This is a genomic window from Microbacterium sp. 16-032, assembly GCF_041079455.1.
Lineage (GTDB): Bacteria > Actinomycetota > Actinomycetes > Actinomycetales > Microbacteriaceae > Microbacterium > Microbacterium testaceum_A.
In genome coordinates this window covers 1-20,670 of the sequence record NZ_JBFYGQ010000009.1, presented here as the reverse complement: position 1 = coordinate 20,670, position 20,670 = coordinate 1, and the positions used below count along the sequence as shown (strand labels likewise).

16 protein-coding genes are annotated in these 20,670 nt (G+C 70.5%); 11 read left to right on the top strand and 5 right to left on the bottom strand.

What is annotated here, in order from left to right; all coding sequences use genetic code 11:
* Positions 1 to 3 precede the first annotated feature (3 nt).
* From AB6V31_RS16360 to AB6V31_RS16335, 6 genes are all read left to right on the top strand, one after another.
* Positions 4 to 324, top strand: coding sequence for a WXG100 family type VII secretion target (locus tag AB6V31_RS16360; RefSeq protein WP_074695998.1), 321 nt, complete (start codon positions 4 to 6; stop codon positions 322 to 324).
* The gene (locus AB6V31_RS16355; RefSeq protein WP_056225865.1) at positions 321 to 608 is read left to right on the top strand and encodes a WXG100 family type VII secretion target; all 288 of its coding nucleotides are present in this window, start codon (positions 321 to 323) and stop codon (positions 606 to 608) included. The genes AB6V31_RS16360 and AB6V31_RS16355 overlap by 4 nt, the downstream gene beginning before the upstream one ends.
* Positions 609 to 1,073: 465 nt before the next feature.
* Entirely contained in the window at positions 1,074 to 2,369 is a 1,296-nt protein-coding gene (locus AB6V31_RS16350; protein ID WP_369366937.1) for a S8 family serine peptidase, read from the top strand.
* A 165-nt stretch (positions 2,370 to 2,534) separates the two neighbouring features.
* Positions 2,535 to 3,869, top strand: a complete 1,335-nt coding sequence (gene eccD, locus AB6V31_RS16345) for a type VII secretion integral membrane protein EccD (protein ID WP_056225862.1) — start codon at positions 2,535 to 2,537, stop codon at positions 3,867 to 3,869.
* Between the two features lie 3 nt (positions 3,870 to 3,872).
* Positions 3,873 to 5,201: a type VII secretion protein EccB gene (gene eccB / locus AB6V31_RS16340; protein ID WP_369366935.1), complete on the top strand. Its 1,329-nt coding sequence runs from the start codon at positions 3,873 to 3,875 to the stop codon at positions 5,199 to 5,201.
* Positions 5,198 to 6,526: a S8 family serine peptidase gene (locus tag AB6V31_RS16335; RefSeq protein WP_369366933.1), complete on the top strand. Its 1,329-nt coding sequence runs from the start codon at positions 5,198 to 5,200 to the stop codon at positions 6,524 to 6,526. The genes eccB and AB6V31_RS16335 overlap by 4 nt, the downstream gene beginning before the upstream one ends.
* A 110-nt stretch (positions 6,527 to 6,636) precedes the next feature.
* On the opposite strand, the gene AB6V31_RS16330 is transcribed toward AB6V31_RS16335, so the two are convergent.
* Entirely contained in the window at positions 6,637 to 8,043 is a 1,407-nt protein-coding gene (locus AB6V31_RS16330) for a DUF5684 domain-containing protein (protein WP_369366930.1), read from the bottom strand.
* Positions 8,044 to 8,095: 52 nt separating this feature from the next.
* On the bottom strand, positions 8,096 to 8,290 hold the full coding sequence (locus tag AB6V31_RS16325; RefSeq protein WP_369366927.1) for a hypothetical protein: 195 nt from the start codon (positions 8,288 to 8,290) through the stop codon (positions 8,096 to 8,098).
* Positions 8,291 to 8,315: 25 nt separating this feature from the next.
* Between AB6V31_RS16325 and AB6V31_RS16320 the strand changes: the two genes are divergently transcribed.
* The 3 genes from AB6V31_RS16320 to AB6V31_RS16310 all read left to right on the top strand — a co-directional run bounded on the left by AB6V31_RS16320 (position 8,316) and on the right by AB6V31_RS16310 (position 10,280).
* Entirely contained in the window at positions 8,316 to 8,837 is a 522-nt protein-coding gene (locus AB6V31_RS16320) for a CGNR zinc finger domain-containing protein (RefSeq protein ID WP_369366924.1), read from the top strand.
* An 85-nt stretch (positions 8,838 to 8,922) separates the two neighbouring features.
* Positions 8,923 to 9,261 (top strand): GNAT family N-acetyltransferase, encoded by a 339-nt coding sequence (locus AB6V31_RS16315; protein ID WP_074696011.1) that lies wholly within the window; start codon positions 8,923 to 8,925, stop codon positions 9,259 to 9,261.
* Positions 9,258 to 10,280, top strand: a complete 1,023-nt coding sequence (locus AB6V31_RS16310; protein WP_369366921.1) for a pirin family protein — start codon at positions 9,258 to 9,260, stop codon at positions 10,278 to 10,280. Before AB6V31_RS16315 ends, AB6V31_RS16310 begins: the two co-directional genes overlap by 4 nt.
* A 57-nt stretch (positions 10,281 to 10,337) precedes the next feature.
* On the opposite strand, the gene AB6V31_RS16305 is transcribed toward AB6V31_RS16310, so the two are convergent.
* Positions 10,338 to 13,910, bottom strand: a complete 3,573-nt coding sequence (locus AB6V31_RS16305) for a S8 family serine peptidase (protein WP_369366919.1) — start codon at positions 13,908 to 13,910, stop codon at positions 10,338 to 10,340.
* A 206-nt stretch (positions 13,911 to 14,116) separates the two neighbouring features.
* Here AB6V31_RS16305 and AB6V31_RS16300 point away from each other — a divergent pair, with 206 nt between their 5' ends.
* A complete protein-coding gene (locus AB6V31_RS16300; protein ID WP_074696019.1) occupies positions 14,117 to 15,358 on the top strand; it encodes an LCP family protein in 1,242 nt (413 codons plus the stop codon).
* A 1-nt stretch (position 15,359) separates the two neighbouring features.
* On the opposite strand, the gene AB6V31_RS16295 is transcribed toward AB6V31_RS16300, so the two are convergent.
* On the bottom strand, positions 15,360 to 16,481 hold the full coding sequence (locus AB6V31_RS16295) for a M15 family metallopeptidase (RefSeq protein WP_369366917.1): 1,122 nt from the start codon (positions 16,479 to 16,481) through the stop codon (positions 15,360 to 15,362).
* A gap of 130 nt (positions 16,482 to 16,611) precedes the next feature.
* Here AB6V31_RS16295 and AB6V31_RS16290 point away from each other — a divergent pair, with 130 nt between their 5' ends.
* A complete protein-coding gene (locus AB6V31_RS16290; RefSeq protein WP_369366915.1) occupies positions 16,612 to 18,747 on the top strand; it encodes an intein-containing Rv2578c family radical SAM protein in 2,136 nt (711 codons plus the stop codon).
* A 138-nt stretch (positions 18,748 to 18,885) separates the two neighbouring features.
* On the opposite strand, the gene AB6V31_RS16285 is transcribed toward AB6V31_RS16290, so the two are convergent.
* Positions 18,886 to 20,670, bottom strand: a 1,785-nt coding sequence (locus tag AB6V31_RS16285; protein WP_369366913.1) for a DEAD/DEAH box helicase, incomplete at its 5' end; no start/stop codon positions are given.

Sequence of the window (20,670 nt, the reverse complement as noted above, 5' to 3'; positions counted from 1 at the left end):
GACATGTCTGACCGCATTTCCGCGGAAGAGGGAGCCCTTGCCCGGGGCTCCGAGGTGGTGAACGGCGCTCACGCCGACATCGCCGACAGCACCAGGCGGGTGCTCGCGGAACTCGACGAGCTGCGCGGCAACTGGTCGGGTGACGCAGCAAGCTCCTACGGTATCCTCGTCGAGGAGTGGACGGCGGGAGCGCGCAAGCTGAACGACGTGCTCATCACTCTCAGTGCCGCGCTCCAAGCCACGGCCCGCGACCAAGAAGCCGTCGAAGAAGAACACCGCACGACCATCCACGGTCTCGGAACGATGCTGGGAGGCCAGTCATGAGCGACTTCCGCGTCACCCCTGAATCGCTGCACGCTGCGGCTGCTCGACTCCGCTCCGAGAGCGCGCGAATCGACTCCACCCTGAGCGGTCTCGACAGCGAGGTCACTCGTCTGCGGGGACAGTGGGAGGGCGCGGCGCAGGCGGCGTACAACAACGCCCAGCAGCAGTGGAGCGCCACACTCGAGCAGATGCGCGACGTGCTCCAGCGCATCTCGAACGCCACCGACTCAATCGCGGACGACTACGTTTCCGCCGATCGCGCGTCGGCGGCGCGTTTCCACTGACATCCGACCCCTGACCCACCGAAAGGATTTCGGGGTCTGACCGCAGGGGGCTTTGGTCCGGAAAGAGGGGGCCGCAGATGGCCGACGTCACAAACGCGACACTGCATTTCTCAGCGTGCATCCTGCGACTTGGGGCTCCAGCGAGCTGCCAGGCAAGGCGAACATGAGCCAGGTTGAGCGCGGGTCCCTCGGGGCGACTGGGACGGGTTCCGTAAGCCGCGACCACGCGCTGACTTGCCAGCTGGCAGGTGAAATGGAATGGAGCGAGGCAGGAGTTCCGGGTGAAGCGCGGTTGATGCCCTGGCGCGTGATCACGCCGTGTGGACGGCATGGATTGAGCACGTCCGAATCCGCACGGACGGCTCTGCTCATCGTCCCCGCCCCAATCGCGACTTTGGCAAACAGATTTCGCGGACCTGTTGTCCACTTTGCAAGCGTGCGCGCGTCGCCGTGGGGGGCTCCGCGGTGAAGTCAGAACGCGTCATCAGACTTCTCGCAGCCTCAGCCGCCGCAATCGCCATGGCGATGGGCGCGGTGTCGCCAATGGCGACCGCTGCGACTGCCGAGCCCACCCCAGAGGAAAACCTCGATTACTGGTGGAATGCTTACGGCGTAGACGCCGCGCACCAGGAGGGTTTCACCGGGAGCGGCGTAAAAGTCGCAGTGCTGGAGAAGCAGATCAATCCGGAACTCCCCGTGTTCCAAGGCCGCAGCTTGAGAGTCTTCGATCAGCCTCTATGCGTCAACAAGACGACCGTCGCGACTACAGAACCTACCAGCGCCGCCGTCCACGGGACGACGATGACTGCGTACGTCATCGGCAATGGGACGGGGGCAGGGGGCGTCCGAGGGATTGCTCCCGACGCCGACGTGACGTTCTACGGATACGGTGAGGATGACGGGCCCTCGTGTAATACGGCCGACGGTGCTCAGATCACGGAGTTCGCTGCAGGCGTCAAGCAAGCGACCGATGACGGCGCGAAGATCATTCTCACGAGCATCGGCGGAACAGCGCGCGTGGACGATGCACCTGCGGTGGCCTATGCGATCTCCCACGGTGCAGTGGTCATCGCAGCCTCAATCAACCCGGGCGTGCTGGGGGCGATATACGACGACCTCGGGTCTTTCAACGGCGTTGTGTCGGCGGCCGGAATCAACCGTGACGGCAGCCTGCAAACAGAGGACGGCGAACCGTTCGTCATTCCACAGACGACCGTCGTCGCCGCCGGCGTCGACATGCCGGCAGTAGGAAGCACGGGCGATTGGAGCACGTCCGTGGGAGCCACGGGCTCTTCGTTCGCTCCCCCAATCATCGCGGGCATGCTCGCATTGGCCGCACAGAGGTCGCCACAAGCTACAGGCAACCAGCTGGTCCAGGCACTCGTCGCAACAACGAACGGCGCACAGCACACACCGACACGCACGGAAGACGGGTACGGGTACGGAGCGGCATGGCTTCCTTCCCTGCTCACCGTCGACCCCACAACGTTGCCGGACGAGACTCCCCTCATGGGAAAGCCTGCGGGTTTCCCGACGGAAGAGCAGATCGCGCAGGCGAAAGCGAATGGGTACTCGCCCGACGAGAGATCGAGTTCGACCGACAAATACCGTGAGCAGAACGGGGCTTCTCAATCCGATGCGGCCCCCATCACGCTGAGGGTAGCCATTGGACTCGGCCTTCTCGTCATCGCGGCCATCATCATCACTGTCATCGTCGTCCTCACACAGCGCCGCAAAGCGAGCAAGGAGCGGGCAGAATGACCGGCCCTGACAAGGAAAGTCTTCGATGCTTGGTCGAGCCCACGACTACGTTTCCGCCGATCGCGCGTCGGCGGCGCGTTTCCACTGACATCCGACCCCTGACCCACCGATAGGATTTCGGGGTCTGACCGCAGGGGGCTTCGGTCCGGAAAGAGGGGGCCGCAGATGGCTGACGTCATGAATGCGACACGAGCGTTGCTGCGGTTGTCGGTGCAGAGCGAGGGACGCCGACTCGACATCGCGATTCCCGCGCAGGTGCCGGTCATCGAGTTCCTGCCGGGCTTCGCACGGTCCCTCGGTGTGCTCGACCCGTCGATGACCTCGGCGGGTTACGCGCTCCAGCGCTCCGACGGAACCAGCGTCGACCCCTCGCGCGGGGCCGCCGCGCAGGGCATCGTCGACGGCGAAGTCCTCACCCTCGTCCGCGGCGGGCTTGTCGCGCAACCGCGCGTCTACGACGACATCGTCGAGGCCGTGATCGACGCCACCACCCAGCAGAATCGCCCGTGGACCACGCGCGACAACGCGCGCACGGCCCTCGCGGTCAGCCTGGCGCTCCTCGGCGTCTGCGCGGTCCTCCTCCTCGCCGCCGGCCGCGCCCTTCCCTTCGGCGCCCTCGTCGCGGGCGGCGGGGCCGTCGTCCTGCTCGTCGTCTCGGCCGTCGTGTCGCGACTCGGCCAGCGTGAAGCCGGTCAGGGGCTGGGGATGGCGGCATCCATCTTCGCTGCCGTCGCGGGCTTCATCGCCGTCCCGGCCTCGCTCACCATGTGGGGATGGCCGATGGCCGCGGCAGGCGGTGGCGCATTCCTCATCGCGGGCGTCTCGCTCGCCCTCACCCGCGACCGCGCCGAGCTCCAGCTCGCGCCCCTCGTCGCAGGAGGCGCGATCGGGGTCACCGGAACCCTCGCCGCGTTCTTCCCGGCGGCCGCCGTCTGGACGCTCATGGTCGGCGTCATCGCCACCCTCGGCGGCGCGCTGCCATGGCTCGCTCTGGGAACGACCCGACTGCGGGTCGTCTCCCCCCAGAGCGACGCCGAGATGTTCGCCGACCCCCAGCCGATCGACGCCGACGACATCGCCGCCCGCGTCGCCCAGGGCAAGCGCATCCTGATCGGCCTGCGCCTCGCCCTCGCCGCGGCGGTCCTCGTGGCGACGCCTCTCGTCGCAGCGCAGAACGCGACCGGCGCCCTCGTGTGCGCTCTCGCCTTCGCGGGCATGATGTTCCCCTCGCGCCAGACCTTCGCTCGTTCCGGAGTACTGACCGTCATGGCGACCGGCATCATCGGGCTCGTCGTCGCCGGGGTCGTGGCCTCGCTCGCGCAGCCGGGCCTGCGCGTCGGCATCCTGGTCGTGCTCGCGGTGGCCACCGTCTGCGTCGTCACCGTCACGCTGCTCGCCCCCAAGACGCGGCTGCGGCTGATCCGTCTCGCCGACACGGCCGAGCTCCTCGTGCTGGCCGCTCTCCTGCCCCTCGCGGTCATCTCGTCCGGTCTGGCCTGACGCATGGCCACCAAAGGCGATCTGATCGAGGCGCAGAACTTCTCGCGCCGACGCCTCCTCACCGCGTTCGTCAGCGGCGCCCCGGGAGGCAAAGAGCTTCAGCCGAGTTCCCCCCTGCGGGCGGTCATCGCCGCGATCGCGCTCACGATCATCGTGGTGCTCGTCGGCGTCTTCTACGGCCTCATCCGCCCCGGCCTGCCCACCGGCTGGGAGAACGGCAAGCTCGTCCTCGTCTCCGACACGGGCGCCCGCTTCGTCACGGTCGACGGCGTGCTCCACCCCGTGATCAACACCGCCAGCGCCCGGCTGTTGCTTCCGGCGAACGAGTACGGCGTGATCTCGACCGACTCGTCCACCCTCGGCGGAACCCCCGTCGGCGACACCCTCGGTATTACCGGCGCGCCCGACGAGCTGCCCCCGGTGTCGGGCCTCATCAACACCGGCTGGAGCGCCTGCGTGTCCGACGACGCCGGTCTCGATGTGCGCATCTCGTCCGCCGCGGGCCCGACCCCCGCCACCGACCGCGCCGTCGTCGTGTCGGTGGACGGCATCCTCCACGTCGTGCAGGGCGGCCGCAGCTTCGCCGTGTCGAGCGAGGTCGCCGACGCGGTGCTGCGCGCAGCCGGGATCTCTTCGCTGTCGCCCGTGACCGTCCCGGCATCCTGGCTCGATCTCTTCACCGCCGGCACGGCGCTCACCCCGATCACCCTGAAGAACTACGGCCAGCCCGTGGCGAACACGTCCCTGCGCGTCGGTCAGGTCATCCGTCAGGCGGGTGCCCCCGAAGACGAGCGCTTCCTCGTGCAGACCGGCGGAGTGCTCGAATCGCTCTCGCCCCTCGCCTGGCAGCTCTACCAGCTCGGCAGCGGCGAAGCGCTGAAGGGCAAGGTCACCGAGGTGACGGCCGACGAGATCCGCGGGCTCGCCACAGCCAAGCAGGGTCTCGGCGACGAGTGGCCCCCCGTCGGCTTCGAAACCGTCGCCGCCGGCCAGCGCCCCTGTGCCGTGCTCACCGGCGGCGAGGGCCAGGCCACGACGACCCTCGCCACGCAACCGTCGTCCACGGCCGTCACCGCGGGCGTGCGCGTCGACCCCAGTCACGGGGCACTCGTGCGAGCGGGAGGCCGCGGTGACGACAACACGAGCATCCTGACGCTGGTGGATGCCACGGGCACGGCCTTCCCGCTCCCGGGAGCGACCGACGACACCATCGCCCGTCTCGGCTACTCGACGAACGACGTCGGCTCGATCCCCGACGGGTGGACCGCGCTCCTGCGTACCGGTCCCTCGCTGAGCGAGGGCGCCGCGCAGCAGACGCCGGAGACGAAGTGACCCTGCGCTCACGCGCCGCGCGAGTGGCCGCCGTCGCGGCTGCCGCGGGGATCCTGCTGATCGGAATCCCCTCCCCCGCCTCCGCCGCCGGACCCTCGAAAACCGTCGTGGCGGCGACCACGCAGAGCCAGTGCACGGCCTCCACGCGGGTCCCCGAGACCCCCGCGGCTCTCTCCTCGCTGCAGAGCTCGTCGGCCTGGCCGCTCACCAAGGGGGCGGGTGTCACCGTCGCCGTCGTCGACTCGGGTGTCGCCGCGAATCCCCACCTCGACGGGATCGTGCTCCCGGGCGTCAACCTCGTGCCCGACGGCACCGATGGGGCGGGCCGCACCGACAACTACGCGCACGGCACGGTGATCGCCGGCCAGATCGCAGCCCAGCTGATCTCCGGCTCAGGCGTCGAAGGCCTGGCCCCCGACGCGAAGATCCTGCCCGTTCGTGTCTACGCCGGTATCGAGAAGCAGCTCGTCGAGGCGGGCTTCGGACCGAACACCGCACGGTTGGCCGAGGGAATCCGGTACGCCGCCGACCAGGGCGCGCAGATCATCAACGTCTCGATCAGCACGAGCGAGAAGAACGCCACCCTCGCGGATGCCGTGGCCTACGCGCAGCAACGCGGCAGTCTGGTGGTCGCCAGCGCCGGCAACCGGACGAACAACGACTCCCCCGAGCAGGATGACAAGGACGGAGCGCGCTACCCGGCGGGCTTCTCCGGAGTCATCGGCGTCGCCGCGGTCGGGTCGGAGGGAGTCGTCACCACGGCGAGCATCCACGGCCCCCACGTGAGCCTGTCCGCGCCCGGCCAGGCCATCGCCTCGTCGTGGCCGCTCGGAGGCGACTGCGTCGTCGGCGCTGACGAGCCGGCGACCAGCTGGGCGACGGCGTACGTCTCTGCGGCCGCGGCCCTCGTGGCATCCGCCCATCCCTCCGAAACCCCCGCGCAGTGGGCGTACCGGCTCGAGGCGACCGCCGTCCGCGCGCAGCCCGACATCCGCTCCAACATCTCGGGGTGGGGCGTCGTGCAGCCCTACGACGCGATCGTGATGGTTCCGGGTACCGGCCTGCGCGGTCCGAAGAGCCCCTTCGTCGCCGCGAGCCCCTCCGCCTCGCCGAGCGCCACGCCCGAGGCCGTCGCCGTGGTCATCGGACCCGGACCGGATGCCGCGGCCATCACGACCGCGACCGGGATCGGTGTCGCCGGGTTGATCGCCCTCGGCGCGATCGGGGCTCTGGCGATCTACGTCAGCCGTCGCCGCGAAGAGACAGCTCCCCGCCGCGCAGCGCCCACGGGCCGTGGCCTCTACGGGCCCGAAGAGCAGGAGTAGCCAGCGCCCGCGCCGCGCCGGTAGCCCGTCAGCGCGGAGATCCGGCGCCGGCCGTCAGCGCGAACAGCGCAACGGCTCAGCGAACGGCGACACCGTCGCGGACCGAGCGCTCAGGCCACCGATGCCGGCCGCAGCTCGATGTGCGCGTCACCGAGGCGGAAGCGCGAGGTCGCGATCGCGGTCGCCCCGCCGCCGACCCGTTCGGTACGCCCGTCGTCGTGGATGAGCGTCACGCCGTTCGTCGAGTCGAGGTCGGTGATGCTCCAGCCGGTGACGCTCCACTCGAGGCGCGCATGCTGCTTCGACATGGTGCGCGTGTCGTCGGCGACCGCGACGTACTGCACCGCGTCTTCTCCGCTGCCGGGCTTGCGTCCGAGGATCACGGTGCGGCTGGTCAACGCGACCTGGTTGCCGTCGGGGAGGGCCAGGGTCCATTCCCCCCGTCGCCGCGAGCGCGGGCGCGCTGTCTGCGTCAGCTCGTCGATGGGGGCAGCGGGGGCGGCGTCACCGTCTGTTCGGGGAGCCGCCGTGGCATCCGTCGTCTCGCCCACCCGGTCGACGCCGGTGTCGTCGACGGCGGGGGTCGTATCCGGAGCCGAGGAAGCCCGCTGTCCGGCCTCGGCGGGCGGCACGGCGGCGGCGGGGGACGGCGAAGCCGCCGCCGTCGACGCGGGGGCCGCGTGCGGCTCGGGAGCAGGGGTCTCCGCCGGAGCGCCCTGCGCTACCTCCGCCGACGCGCTCACGGGCGCCGAGGCCCGCGAGGCGGCGGGAGGAACCACCCCGGCAGCGCCCGTGTCGAGGGCCGCGGCTGCGATCGGCGTCGCGGGGGCGCGTGTCAGCGACGGCTCGCCGCCCGGAGCGGCCGCGGGCACCTGAGGCCCCGCGGGGACGGCACCCGACTCCGCGGCGTCCACGGCGGCCGCCTCCGCAGCGGCCCGCCGCGACGGGTGAAGGGACGTGTGCTCGACCTCGTCATCGATGTCGACCGGACCGGGCAGCACCGGCACCGCGACCGACTCAGCCGCGACGGCGGTCGAACGTCGCCGTCCCGCGGTCGCGACCTCGGCCGCGCTCGTACCGGGGATGGTGGTGATCGGACCGGATGCCGTCTCGCTCAGGACAATCGGGCTCTCGTCGGCGACGTCGCCGGCAGGCGCGGCATCCGTCCGCGGGCGTGCCGAGAGGATCGTCGCCCACACGGGCGGGAAGATCACCGCGAGGGCGGTCGTACCGGCGCCGCGCCCCGCGGTCTGGCCGAGGCGGTGAGCGGCGGTGGCCTTGAGCACGAGACCGTAGATGTTGACGCCGGGAACCACGAGCAGGACGGCGCGGACCGGGTCCAGCCGCCCCAGGCGGAACAGCTCGGCCTCGTTGACCAGCGGAATCCACGCGCGCCAGGGTTCTCCTCCGTGCGTGGCGAAGACACGCGACAGCCCGATGGCGTACCAGACGTGCAGCGCGATCACCGGCACGAGGATCGCGCCCGCGATCGCCGCGATGAGGCTCAGAACAAGCATGCGTCCCCCGTCAGCAGTCTGCTTCGACGCTACCGTGCAGCGCGGTATGCCGTCAGCCGATTTCACGCGTCAGTGCGGTCGGGGGAACGACCGCGGCCGGGTCGACGTCGACGCGTCGCACGGAACACTCGGCACAGAGCACGTACCGCACGCGCCCGACGCTGGTGAGGTGGACCGACTCCGTGACCCACGCGTGTTCGTGGACGGATGGCGAGGGGGCCAGAGGGATCGTGTGCGGGGCGGTCATGGATCCAGCGTGATGTAATGCCATTATGCATCTCAACCCTTACGGGGAGTACGCCGTCCTGCTCGCCGCGTCCCTCGCCAACGAGTGGCCCGCCGATCGGGACGGCATCGAGGCGCGCACCCGAGAGATGGGGATGACGATGACCTTCCCCGCGGTATCCGACGATCATCCGCGCACCCGCGCCGTCATCGACGAGTGGCTCCGCGTGGTCGACGAGACCGATCCCGACGCGCGCGCGGCTCTGCTCAACGCGCAAATGGCGGCCGTGACGGCCTACCCCCGCCTCACCGACCACGACGGGGAGGGGTGGCACCTGCATTACCGCGACAGCGACGAGGCGCTCCCCCGCGTGCTCGCCGCCGTCATCTCGGTCGGCACCTCTCTGCACCTCGTCACGCGCGGGATGAGCCGGCTCGGCCGGTGCGCCGCCGAACCGTGCACGAACGTCGTCGTCGACGTCACGCGCAACGGTCGGCAGCGGTACTGCTCGGTGCGCTGCGCCAACCGCGCCGCCGTGCGCCGTCACCGCGCGCGCGAGGCGTCCTAGCAAACGACGGCAGAGGCGCCGCGGGGATGGCGGAACACCCGCCCCCACACGTACGTTGCTGTCGTTACCGACGACAGGAGACCCCATGGCCGACGAACTGACCGTGACCCGCAACGACGACGCCCGCCGCTACGAGATCCACGTGGGCGACGAGCTCGGCGGCTTCCTCGAGTTCCGCGCGATCGACGACGACCGCACCGTGCTCCCCCACACCGAGATCGACCCCTCGTTCAAGGGGCGCGGGCTCGGCTCCGCTCTGGCGAGCGAGGCGCTCTCCGACCTGGCTCGTCGTGGTGGCAGCGTCATTCCCTCCTGCCCCTTCGTCGCGCACTACCTGCGCGAGCACGACGTGCCCGGCCTGGTCGTGGAGTGGCCGAACGACGACGACGCCGCCGACTCGGCGGGCCCCGGCGAACCCTCGTGACGCGACTCGACGTCGAGCCTCCCGAGGCCGAGGGTCCGGTCGCGTGCGACGGACCGCGCGCGCTCATCGTGGCAGCGCGCGAGGTGCCGTTGGGAGGCGTCCGCGGCATGGAGGTCCACCGCACCCTCCCCCACCGTGCTCTGCCGATGGTCGGCGCGTGGTGCTTCCTGGACCGCTTCGGCCCGCAGGACACGCTCATGCGCGTCGAACCGCACCCGCACATCGGGCTGCAGACGGTGACGTGGCCGATCATCGGTGAGGTCAGACACCGGGATGCCGTGGGCAGCGACGTCATCGTGCGTCCCGGCGCCCTGAACCTCATGACGAGTGGCGCCGGCATCGCGCACTCCGAGTACTCGGTCGGCGAGGGGCCCATCCCCCTCGACGCCCTGCAGCTCTGGGTGGCGCTGCCCGAGACCCGGCGGCACGGAACTCCGGCCTTCGAGCGCCACGAGGACCTCCCCGTCCTCGATCTGGGCCACGGGGCCGACGCGATCGTGGTGATGGGCGAGCTCGACGGAGTCGCCTCGCCCGCGACCGTCCACACGCCCATCGTCGGGGCCGAGCTGCGCCTCCCGCCGGGTGTCACGGTGCGCATCCCTCTGCACCCCGGCTGGGAGTACGCGGTCTCCGGTATGACGGGCACCGTCGAGGCGGTGACGGGGATGGATGCCACCGATGCCGACGCCGCGCGACGCCCGGGGTCTGCGCCCGAGGCCGGGCCCACGGCATCCGTGGATCCTTCGCGGCTGGTCTACCTCGGCAAGGGACGCGACCACCTGGAGCTGCGGAGTGCAGAGGGCGCCCGTGTGTTCTTGCTGGGCGGGGAGCCGTTCGAGGCCGACATCGTCATGTGGTGGAACTTCGTGGGCCGTTCGCACGACGAGATCGTCGAGGCCCGCGAGGCGTGGGAAGCGCAGGCGCCGCGCTTCGGGGCCGTGATCGACCACGGCCCCGAGCGGATTCCCGCCCCTCCCCTCCCGGCGGTGCGGCTCACGCCGCGGAAGCGGCGGGGCTGACAAGACGACTCGCGGCGCCCGGGCCGAAGCCCGAGCGCCGCGATGGTCCGACGACGACTAACGCAACACGATGAACGCGCTGCTGGCGCGCGAGGCCTCCACCGTCGCGCTGCCGCCGTAGACGGCCTTGACCAGCTTCACGCCGCGCGTCTGCGGGTCGAGGGTGATGGTGGCCCTCCCGTCCTGCAGGGTGGCGACGTACTCCTTGCCCGCCACCGTGACGGTCACGTCGCCCTGGGGCGCGGGTCCGCTCAGCGGCCGCACCTTGACGGTGAGCGTGTACGCGTCACCGGTGCGACCGACCCACGGGTCGACGCTCACCGTCGTGAACGAGCCCACGACGACCGGCACGCCGGCGCTGTCGGCGGTGCCCGTCAGACCGTTGGCGGGTGCCGTCGCCGTCACGCGCACGCTGAGCACCCGGCCCAGGTCGGCGCGCTGCACGCGATACGTCGCCGAGGTGGCGCCGTTCACGGGCTCTCCGTCCCGCAGCCACTGGTACGCGGTGGTCACATCGGCCGGGTTCCACGTGCCGGGAGTCGCGGTCAGGGTGCGACCGAGCTTGGCCGTGCCCGACACCGTCGGAGCCTCGACCACGGCCGGAGCAGCCTCGCCCGAGTCGACGGTCAGCACCGTCTGCACGTCCGAGTCGCCGTACCGCACGACACCGAGGTAGCGCGTCTGAGGCGCGAGCCCCTGCCACGACAGGTCGTACGAGACGGCGGCGCCCTGCTGCACGGGGATCGGGTTCGGCGTTGCCGTCAGCTGTCCCTCGCCGCGGGGGGTGACGTTCGCGTAGGTCATGTCCCACGTGAACGGTCCGGTCGAGGAGTAGAGGTTCGCCTCGATCAGGTACGTGCCGGCGGTGGGGTTCGTCAGTGTCACCCGCTCGTCGGCCGAGGCCGTCGCGGAGGTGAACCGCTCGTAGTACCGCAGGTCGTCGGGGCTCACCACGCGCGACACGAACAGGTCGAGGTCGCTGCCGGTGTCGTCCGACGAGTCCAGGTCGAAGCGCGAGAGGGTCGTACCCTCGGGCACCTGGACGGTCCACCGCACGTATCCGTCGGCGTCGCCCGAGTCCTGGTTACCGCTGTGACCGGCGACCGGGTTGTCCGGATCGGCCAGCAGCGTCTGGGCCACGAGACCCGACACGCTCAGCGGCAGCTCGCCGCCCACGCCCGGAAGGATCTCGACCGCCGTGGATCCCGACAGGCCGGTGCCCGAGACCTCGGCCGGAGCCTCGGCGGTGGCCGGGCGGATCGCGATCGGCGAGCGCACCTGCGTACCGTCGCCGGTCCAGGTGAGGAACCCGCTCGTCCACTGCTCCGCATCCGCGTCCGTCCGCGAGAAGGTCACGGTGAACGTCTTCTGCTCGCCCGCCGCGGCGAACTCGAGCGTGGCCGGCTCGACCGTGGCATCCACTCCGGGGACGTCGATGGATGCCGAGAAGGTCCCGGCCCTCGTCGAGGTGACCGTGCGCGTGATGGTCTGCGGCTTCGCGAGCGAGCCGATCGAGATCGACGCGAGGTTCAGGTCGCTGCCGTCGATCGGGGCGACGCCGAAGTCCTCGAGGCCCTTGCCCTGGAGGAACGCCGCCCAGTCCGCCGGACCGTTCAGGTACAGCAGACCCGGATCGAAGTACTTCGTCGGATCGACGTGGCCCGCGCCCTGCGCGAACGGGTCCTGAGCCGGAGCGCCCTCGACGTCGACGGTGTCGTACGCGGTGGTCATCATCGCGGACTTCACCTCGGCCGGAGCCGCCAGCGGGCGCTCGCCCAGGTAGAGGGCCCCGAGGCCCGCCACGTGCGGCGACGACATCGACGTGCCCGAGAGGAACTCGAACGTCGGGGTGGCGCCGGGCGCGTTGGCCGCCGCCGCGAGGATCGCGACACCCGGAGCCGACACGTCGGGCTTCAGGATGTCGCTGCCGTCGGCGAGCATCGGTCCGCGGCTCGAGAAGCCCGCGACCTGGGGCGTCGGTGTCGTCTCGCCCGTGACGTTCTCGCCGACGAGGGTCGCGGTGGCGTCCGCCGTCCCGCGCACGTAGGCGAGCAGAGCGTCGCGGTAGCGCGCGTCGATGTGCACGGTGGGCACCGAGTGGAAGTCGTTGTCGACCGAGGCCGGCGTGACGTTGACGAGGATCATGCCCACGCCACCGGCATCCTTCACCGCCTGCGACTTCTCGATGCGCGCGTTCTGACCGCGATCGCACACGACGATCTTTCCGGCAGCCTTCGCGGGATCGAGCGATCCGATCAGGCACAGCGCCGCGTTCGCGGGATCGGCTCCGGATGCCGCGATGTCGCCGGCGTAGACGACGGGTGCCGTCACATCCTGACCTTCGCGCACCGACACCGATGCTCCCGCGGCCTGGAACCCGTCGGGCAGCTTCACGGTTCCCTCGTAGGTCGGGATCGTGGATGCCGCGACGGTGGTGTACCAGGGCGAGGCGTGGTCGGCGGTCGAAGCGCCGGGTCCGGAGTTGCCGGCCGAGACCGAGACGAAGACGCCGGCCGCGGCGGCGTTGAAGAAGGCCTGGTCCTCGAGGGAGAGCGTGGTGGTGGCCGCGCCTCCGCCGATCGAGTAGTTGATGACGTCGACGCCGTCGGACACCGCGGCGTTGATCGCGCCGAGCAGGTCGCTCAGAGCGCAGACGTCGTCGGTGGTGACGAGCGGGTCGGGACCCGCCCAGCACGCCTTGTACGCGGCGACCTTGGCCGCCGGGGCGACACCCGAGATCGCACCGAAGTCGATGCCCTCGACGCTCGCGTCGACTTGGTTGTTGCCCGCCGCGGTGCTGGCGGTGTGGGAGCCGTGCGCGTCGCCGTCGCGGGGCGAGCGGTAGTCCGCCTCGAAGGTGAAGCCCGTGGCGGCGGCACCCTGGTCGAAGTACCGGGCGCCGACGAGCTTGGTCGAGTAGTCCGAGAGCGACCACCCGTTGCCCTCGGCCACGCGCGGGGAGCGGAAGTCGGTGCCGTCGCCCTTGCGGAAGACGACGTCGTTGCCGTCGAGGTACGGCTCTGAACCGGCGGTGGTGCCCAGCGGCTCGCCCGCGAAGGCGGGGTTCTCGGGCGCGATGCCGGTGTCGACGACACCGACGACGACGCCCTCGCCGGCCGAACCGATGCCGCCGATCTTCTGCCAGACACCGTTGTCGCCCTCGAGGCCGAGGAACTCGGTCGAGGGGACGGCGACCGGGTGGCGGATCTCGTCGGGGACGACCTTCTGCACGCCCTTGGTCGCGGCGAGCTTGGCGGCCTGGTTCGGGTCCATGCTCGCGCTGAAGCCGTTGACGGCGATCGTGTAGGTGGCATCGGGGCGGACGCCCGCCTCGTCGGCGACGTTCTGCTGACGCTCCTCGAGGAAGGCGGAGTACTTCCGCGCCTGCGGGGAGTCGGCATCGAGCCGCGCCTCGTCGGACTTCGTGGCGTCGAGGCCCGGCTCGCCGCCCTCGTACGTGGCGACGGGGGCCTCGTCGAGGACCACGATGTACCGGCCCGTCGCGGATTCGATGGGTGTGGGAGGCGTCACCTCCTCGCCCACGTCGGCAGCCTGAACGGCTGTGGCTCCGGCAACGGTGAACAGTCCGGCCAGGGAAATGGCCGCGACCGAACGCAGGGTTCGACCCATCGTGCGCTCCAAACGGGGGGATGAATTGAGCGATCTGCGCGACATCGGTGGCGCGCGTTGCACAAACATAACTCAGAGAGGTTTCATCACCAACGTTCAGTTTGGACGGGGTCCGAAAACGGCGACCCTCGCCTCGCCCCCCCTGTCGTCGCGCCGGGGTCCCGGCATCCGGTCCCCCTAGACTCGACGAAACCCGAGGAGGAGCCATGCCCCGGCGCCGTCGCACCGTCGCGCAGCACGCCCGCTTGCCTTCGCCGAACCCGTTCGGCCAGCTCGCGAAGCTCCTCGCCGTCGCCGCGGTGGTCGGCACCGTCGCGGTGATCGGAGTCGTGTCGTACACGGCGTACGACCTCACCGCCGACTTCGTCGAAGAAGCCGTGGTCGTCGAGAATCAGCCGGCCGTCCCGCCCGACCTCGGGGCGCTCTCGGGCGGCGTGAACATGATGCTCGTCGGCATCGACGAGTGCGAAGAAGAGCTCATCGCCCTCCTGGGTGACCGCTGCGAGGGTGCGGACGCGGGCGGACGCCTGAACGACGTGAACATCCTCGTGCACATCTCGGAGGAACCCCGGAAGGTCACGGTCGTCTCGTTCCCGCGCGACCTCATCTTCGACGCCCCCGCGTGCGACACCGCCGACGGGGGCCGCTTCGGCGGCGGCACCCTGCAGATCAACGAGCTCTACACGTACGGCGGACTCTCGTGCGTGATCACCGCCATCGCCGATATGAGCGGCCAGCAGATCCAATTCGGCGCGATGGTCACCTTCGGCGGCGTCATCGAGATCACCAACGCGATCGGCGGCGTCGAGATCTGCCTCGCGAGCGACATGCGCGATGCGAACACGGGCATCGACTGGCAAGCGGGACCGCGGACCATCCAGGGCCTCGAGGCGCTGCAGTTCCTGCGCACCCGATACGGAGTGGGCGGCAGCGACCTGGCCCGCGTGAGCAACCAGCAGCAGTACATGTCCCGCCTCGCGCGCAAGCTCGTCAGCGAAGAGGTGCTGTCGAACCCCTCGACGGTGCTGCGCTTGGCCTCGACCGGCCTTCGGAACGTCACGCCGACGCAGAGCCTCACGAACCCCCTGACCCTCGTCCAGGTCGCCTCCGCGGTGAAGGACGTGCCCTTCGAAGACATCGTCTTCGTGCAGTACCCGACCGTCGAGGCCCGCTCGGATGCCAACCGCGTGGCGCCCGACTACGCCGCGGCCGAGGTGCTCTGGGATGCATTGCGCGAGAACCGGTCGATCGAGGTGACCGGAGGAGTGGCGGTCAACGACGGCACGGTGATCGCCGAGCCGGCCCCCGGAGAACAGCCGGCGCCGACGGAGGGCCCCGCGCCGGAGCCCGGCGAGGTCGATCCGAACACGGGAGCAGTCGCCCTCCCGCCCGCCATCACCGGATCGAGCGCCGCGCAGCAGACCTGCAGCGGCGGCGTCGTGAACTGAGTCAGTAGGTCGGCGCCGCAGGCAGCCCGAAGAACTCCTCGAGGGTCGTGAAACCGCCCTCGTGGTAGGCCCGGGCGAGCTCGGGACCGATGTAGCGCAGGTGCCACGCTTCGGGCTCGTACCCGCTGACGCTCTCGCGCCCTTCGGCGTACCGCGTGATGAAGCCGAACTCCCATGCGTGATCGCGCACCCACGCGCCCTGCGGAGACGCCGCCACGTCGTCGAGCGTCTTGCACGAACCGTTGCAGGGGACGATGTCGACGGCCATCCCCGACTGGTGCTCGCTGAAGCCGGGCCGCGCGCTCTCGCGATCGGCCTCGGCGACGCCCCCGACCGCCACGCGCCCGGCGTAGGTCGACTTCTGCGTCGTGTACGAGCGGTAGGCGCTGAGGTAGCCGATCTCACCGACGCCGGCGGCGGATGCGGCCTTCACGAGCGAGGTGAGCGCGCGCGCGGCGGGGGCGCGCAGAGCGGAATCCTCGAGGGCGCGGACGTCTGCGGGCATGACCAGGTCGCCGGGCTGGTAGTCGACCGGGTCGTACGGACGCTGCTTGTTGACCACGAGCCACTCGCGGTTCGGGTCGGAGAGCGAGACGCAGGGGGCGATCCCGGATGCCACCGCTGCGCGGAACGCCTGCCCGCCCCCCGCCGCGTCGATGACTGCGGCGTCGTCTCCCGCGGCCAGCGCGGAGGTGAAGGCGGGGTCGTCGCACGGGGTCGCCGTGGCGGCGACGGCCGCGAGCTGCGGCACGGGGATTCCGTCGTCCGCGACCACCGGGGGGCCGGCGATCTGCGCGACGGCGTCGGTGGACCCGTCGGGCCCGCCTCCCGAGGCGGCGGCCCCGATCGCCACCACGCAACCGGCGACCACGACGGCGGCCGCGGCGACCACCGCCAGGCGGCGGCGCAGGAGGACGGGGGCGAGTCGACGGATGCCGCGGGGCTCGGACTCCCCCGCCTCGGGGGCGTCGTCGTCTCGCCGCAGAGCCCGACGGGTCGGAGGCGCTGCGGCGGAGTCGTCGCCACCGGGAACGACGGGAAGGGTGAGGGCCGCGGTCGCGAGTCGCTCGGCCTCCGCGCGCGCGGCGCGGCGGGGCGAAGTCTCGGGGTCGTGGCTGGTCACGCTTCCATTCTCGCGGGTGCATCCTGAACGGTCGACCCGGGTGGAGGCGAGGTCGCGGGTGCTCGACCCTCTCCGCGAACGACTCGGGTGCCGTGTTGCCGATTCGTCGAACATGTGTTCGACTGTTCGCATGAGATGGCAGGGACAGCAGCTGGGGGTGGAGGACACCGCGGCACTCCCGGGCATGGAGCGCATGGACGGCCTCGTGCGGTCGGTGACCACGCCGGAATTCGCCGGAATGACATTCCACGAGGTGCTGTGCAAGAGCGCGTTGAACCGCGTGCCCGGCGTCTCGGCCATGCCGTTCGACTGGACGGTGAATCCCTACCGGGGGTGCAGCCATGCGTGCTCGTACTGCCTCTCCCCGGACACCCTCATCCTGAAAGCGGACGGCCGCCAGGTCCCGCTGTCGGAGATCCGCGTCGGAGACGAGATCATCGGCACCGAGCAGGGAGCGCGATATCGCCACTATGTCCGAACAACCGTTCGCGCGAAATGGACCACTCGCAAACGCCTCCATCGCGTCACCCTCGCTGATGGAACCGAGATCGAGGGCAGCGCAGACCACCGGTTCCTGACGGAACGCGGGTGGAAGCATGTCACCGACTCGCCCCTCGCGGGCGAACAGCGCCCTCGCCTCACGGTGTCGAACCGTCTGCAAGGTTTCGGAACGGGCGCCCGCCCCTACGCACAGGCGATGGGTCCCGACTGGCGCCAGGGGTATCTGACGGGCATGGTGCGCGGTGACGCGATGATCCTTCACAAGACCTACGACGACGGAAACCGAGTCCGCGCGATTCACCGGTTCCGACTCGCCCTCGCCGATCGCGAAGCGCTCGACCTCTCGAAGGAGCTTCTCGAGCAGATCGGCATCGTCACGATGGTCCGGCCCTTCCCCGTGCCCGCGCATCGCCGACCCATGACGGCTCTGCACACGGCCAAGATGCGGGATGTTGCGCGCATCGAGGACTACACCGCGATACCGAGCACACGAAGTCGGGATTGGATGGCGGGCTTCCTCGGGGGCATCTTCGACGCGGAGGGCTCGAGTTCGCGCGGGATCGTGCGAATCAGCAATGCGAATGAGGAGCTCCTCGCGCTGACGGAAGAGGCTCTCGCCGCGTTCCACTTCGATGCTGTTCGCGAACCCGCCCGCCCGAACGGCGTGTCCTACATCCGTCTTCGCGGGGGGCTAGCCTCGCGGCAGCGCTTCTTCGATATCGCCCGGCCGTCCATCACCCGCAAGGTCGACGTCTCAGGGACAGCGGTGAAGACCAGCTCGGACCTGAGGGTCGTCAAAGTCGAAGACATCGGCTACGACATCGACATGATCGACATAACGACGGGTACCGAAGACTTCATCGCGAACGGGGTCATCAGCCACAACTGCTTCGCTCGGAAAACGCACGAGTACCTCGACCTGGATTACGGGGCCGACTTCGACTCGCAGATCGTGGTGAAGGTGAATGTCGCCGAGGTACTGCGCACCGAGCTGCGCCGGGGGTCATGGGCGCGCGAACCCGTGATGCTCGGGACGAACACCGACCCCTACCAACGCGCCGAGGGGCGGTACCGCCTCATGCCCGACATCGTCGGGGCTCTCACCGACAACGGCACACCGTTCTCGATCCTCACCAAAGGGACGTTGCTGCGGCGCGACCTCCCGCTGCTGACCGAGGCCGCACAACAGGTCACGGTGTCGTTGGCCATGTCGATCGCGGTCTTCGACGACGCGCTCCAGCGTTCGATCGAGCCCGGGACCCCGAGTGCCGAGGCGAGGCTCGAGACCGTGCGCGCGGCTACCGCCGCGGGCTTCCGCGTGACGGTGTTCCTCATGCCCGTCATGCCGCACCTCACCGACTCGGTCGCGGCGCTCGACGACGCCCTGGCCCGCATTCGAGCCGCCGGCGCGGCGCGCGTCGTCTACGGCGCACTCCACCTGCGGCCCGGCGCGAAGCAGTGGTTCTTCGAGTGGCTCGAGCGCGAGCATCCGCACCTGGTCTCGTCGTACCGGGGGCTGTACCCGGGTGTCTCGACCTCGGCACCGAAGGCGTACCGCACGTGGCTCGGCAAACGCATGCGCCCCCTCCTGCGTATGCACCGGCTGGACGGGTGGGACGAGGACGACCACCCGCGCGGCCGGCCCCAGCCCGGCCTCGCGGCACGCACCGCGCCGGCGAGCAGCCTCGGACCCGTGCGAACGGTCGGGGTCTCGGCATCCACTCGTCCGCGCGTCGCGCCCGCGAGCGAGCCGACGCTCTTCTGAGGGCCTCGCTCCCCGACATCTCACGCAGGAGCAGCCCGCTCAGCATCGTGCCCGCTCGGCTCGCGCGAGCGTCGCGTCTCCGCGCCCGCGATGCACGAAACCCCCGCCGCGGTCGCGACGGGGGTTTCGAGAGGCGGGTTACGCGTCGACGTTCGACAGCTGACGACCCGAGAGCTCCTCGAGCACGTCGTCGCCGAGCGCGGTCTCTTCGAAGGGAGCCTGGATCTCGGCCCGGTCGAGCAGCTCGGTCATGCGACGACGACGCTGGCGCGTGATCAGGGTGACCACGGTGCCGGCGCGACCGGCGCGGCCGGTGCGGCCCGAGCGGTGCAGGTACGTCTTGTACTCGTCGGGGGCGTCGGCCTGGATGACCAGGTCGATGTCGTCGACGTGGATGCCGCGGGCGGCGACGTCGGTGGCGACGAGCACGTTGACGCGACCCGAGGTGAGCTTCTCGAGGTTGCGCGTGCGCTTCTGCTGGTTCAGGTCGCCGTGCAGCGCCACCGCCGCGATACCGGCGTCGTCGAACTGCTCGGCGAGCATCTCGGCGTACGCGCGAGTGCGGGCGAAGACGAGGGTCTTGCCTTCGCGGTCGACGAGCGAGTCGAGGATCTGCGCCTTGTCACGGTGCTCGATGACGAGAACGCGGTGCTCGATGGTGCTCGAGTCCTGATCCTCGCCGGCGACCTCGTAGACGGCCGGCTCGACGAGGAACTCGTCGACGAGGGCCGCGACCTCGCGGTCGAGCGTGGCCGAGAAGAGGAGCTTCTGGCTGTCCTTCTTGGTCGCGCGGAGGATGCGCTGCACGGGCTCGAGGAAGCCGAGCTCGCACATGTGGTCGGCCTCATCGAGGACGGCGACCTGCACCTGCGAGAGGTCGAGCTTGCCCTGGTTCAGCAGGTCTTCGATGCGTCCGGGGGTGCCGATGACGATGTCGACGCCCTTCTTGAGCGCACCGACCTGGCGCGCCTGGGGCACGCCGCCGTAGACCTGGGTGGTGAACAGGCCCACGCTGCGCGCGAGCACCTGTACCGTGCGGTCGATCTGCAGGGCGAGCTCGCGCGTGGGGGCGAGGATGATCGCCTTGGGGGCGCGACCGAACTCGCGGCGCTGACCCGCCTGCGAGCGCAGGATGCTCTCGACCAGCGGCGCACCGAAAGCGATGGTCTTGCCCGAGCCGGTGCGGCCGCGAGCGAGGACGTCGCGTCCCTCGAGGATCGGAGCGACCGTGGCCGCCTGGATCGGGAACGGGCTGGCCGCGCCCAGACCGGCCAGCGCGCGGACGAGGTTGTCGCCCAGGCCCAGCTCGGCGAAGCCTGCACCGGTCACGGTCGCGGCGTCCACGGCCTCGGCCTGCAGGCGCTCGTGCACGACGTCGACGCGCTGCTCGTGCTCGGCGGAGCGCTGCGGGGTGTTGTTCCAATCGCTACGGCTCGGGCCGTCGTTGCGGCGCGGGCGGTCGTCGAAGGAACGGGCCGGGCGATCACTGCGGTCGAAGGACCGGGCGGGGCGCTCGCCGGCATCGCGACGGGGACGCTCGTCACGATCGAACGAACGCGCGGGACGGTCGTTGCGGTCGAACGAACGCGCGGGACGGTCGTTGCGGTCGAAGGACCGTGCGGGACGCTCACCGGCGTCACGACGGGGACGCTCGTCACGATCGAACGAACGCGCGGGACGGTCGTTGCGGTCGAAGGACCGTGCGGGACGCTCACCGGCATCGCGACGGGGACGCTCATCGCGATCGAACGAACGAGCCGGGCGCTCGTTGCGGTCGAAGGAACGAGCCGGACGGTCGTCGAACGAACGAGCCGGGCGCTCGCTCCGATCGAACGAGCGAGCAGGGCGGTCGCTGCGGTCGAACGACCGCGCGGGACGCTCACCGGCGTCACGACGGGGACGCTCGTCACGATCGAACGAACG

Excerpts from the sequence above, each read along its gene's own strand:
- AB6V31_RS16360 (WP_074695998.1), top strand. The coding sequence starts at position 4 with ATGTCTGACCGCATTTCCGCGGAAGAGGGAGCCCTTGCCCGGGGCTCC.
- AB6V31_RS16355 (WP_056225865.1), top strand. The coding sequence starts at position 321 with ATGAGCGACTTCCGCGTCACCCCTGAATCGCTGCACGCTGCGGCTGCT.
- eccD (WP_056225862.1), top strand. The coding sequence starts at position 2,535 with ATGGCTGACGTCATGAATGCGACACGAGCGTTGCTGCGGTTGTCGGTG.
- eccB (WP_369366935.1), top strand. The coding sequence starts at position 3,873 with ATGGCCACCAAAGGCGATCTGATCGAGGCGCAGAACTTCTCGCGCCGA.
- AB6V31_RS16330 (WP_369366930.1), bottom strand. The coding sequence starts at position 8,043 with ATGCTTGTTCTGAGCCTCATCGCGGCGATCGCGGGCGCGATCCTCGTG.
- AB6V31_RS16325 (WP_369366927.1), bottom strand. The coding sequence starts at position 8,290 with ATGACCGCCCCGCACACGATCCCTCTGGCCCCCTCGCCATCCGTCCAC.
- AB6V31_RS16320 (WP_369366924.1), top strand. The coding sequence starts at position 8,316 with ATGCATCTCAACCCTTACGGGGAGTACGCCGTCCTGCTCGCCGCGTCC.
- AB6V31_RS16315 (WP_074696011.1), top strand. The coding sequence starts at position 8,923 with ATGGCCGACGAACTGACCGTGACCCGCAACGACGACGCCCGCCGCTAC.
- AB6V31_RS16305 (WP_369366919.1), bottom strand. The coding sequence starts at position 13,910 with ATGGGTCGAACCCTGCGTTCGGTCGCGGCCATTTCCCTGGCCGGACTG.
- AB6V31_RS16300 (WP_074696019.1), top strand. The coding sequence starts at position 14,117 with ATGCCCCGGCGCCGTCGCACCGTCGCGCAGCACGCCCGCTTGCCTTCG.
- AB6V31_RS16290 (WP_369366915.1), top strand. The coding sequence starts at position 16,612 with ATGAGATGGCAGGGACAGCAGCTGGGGGTGGAGGACACCGCGGCACTC.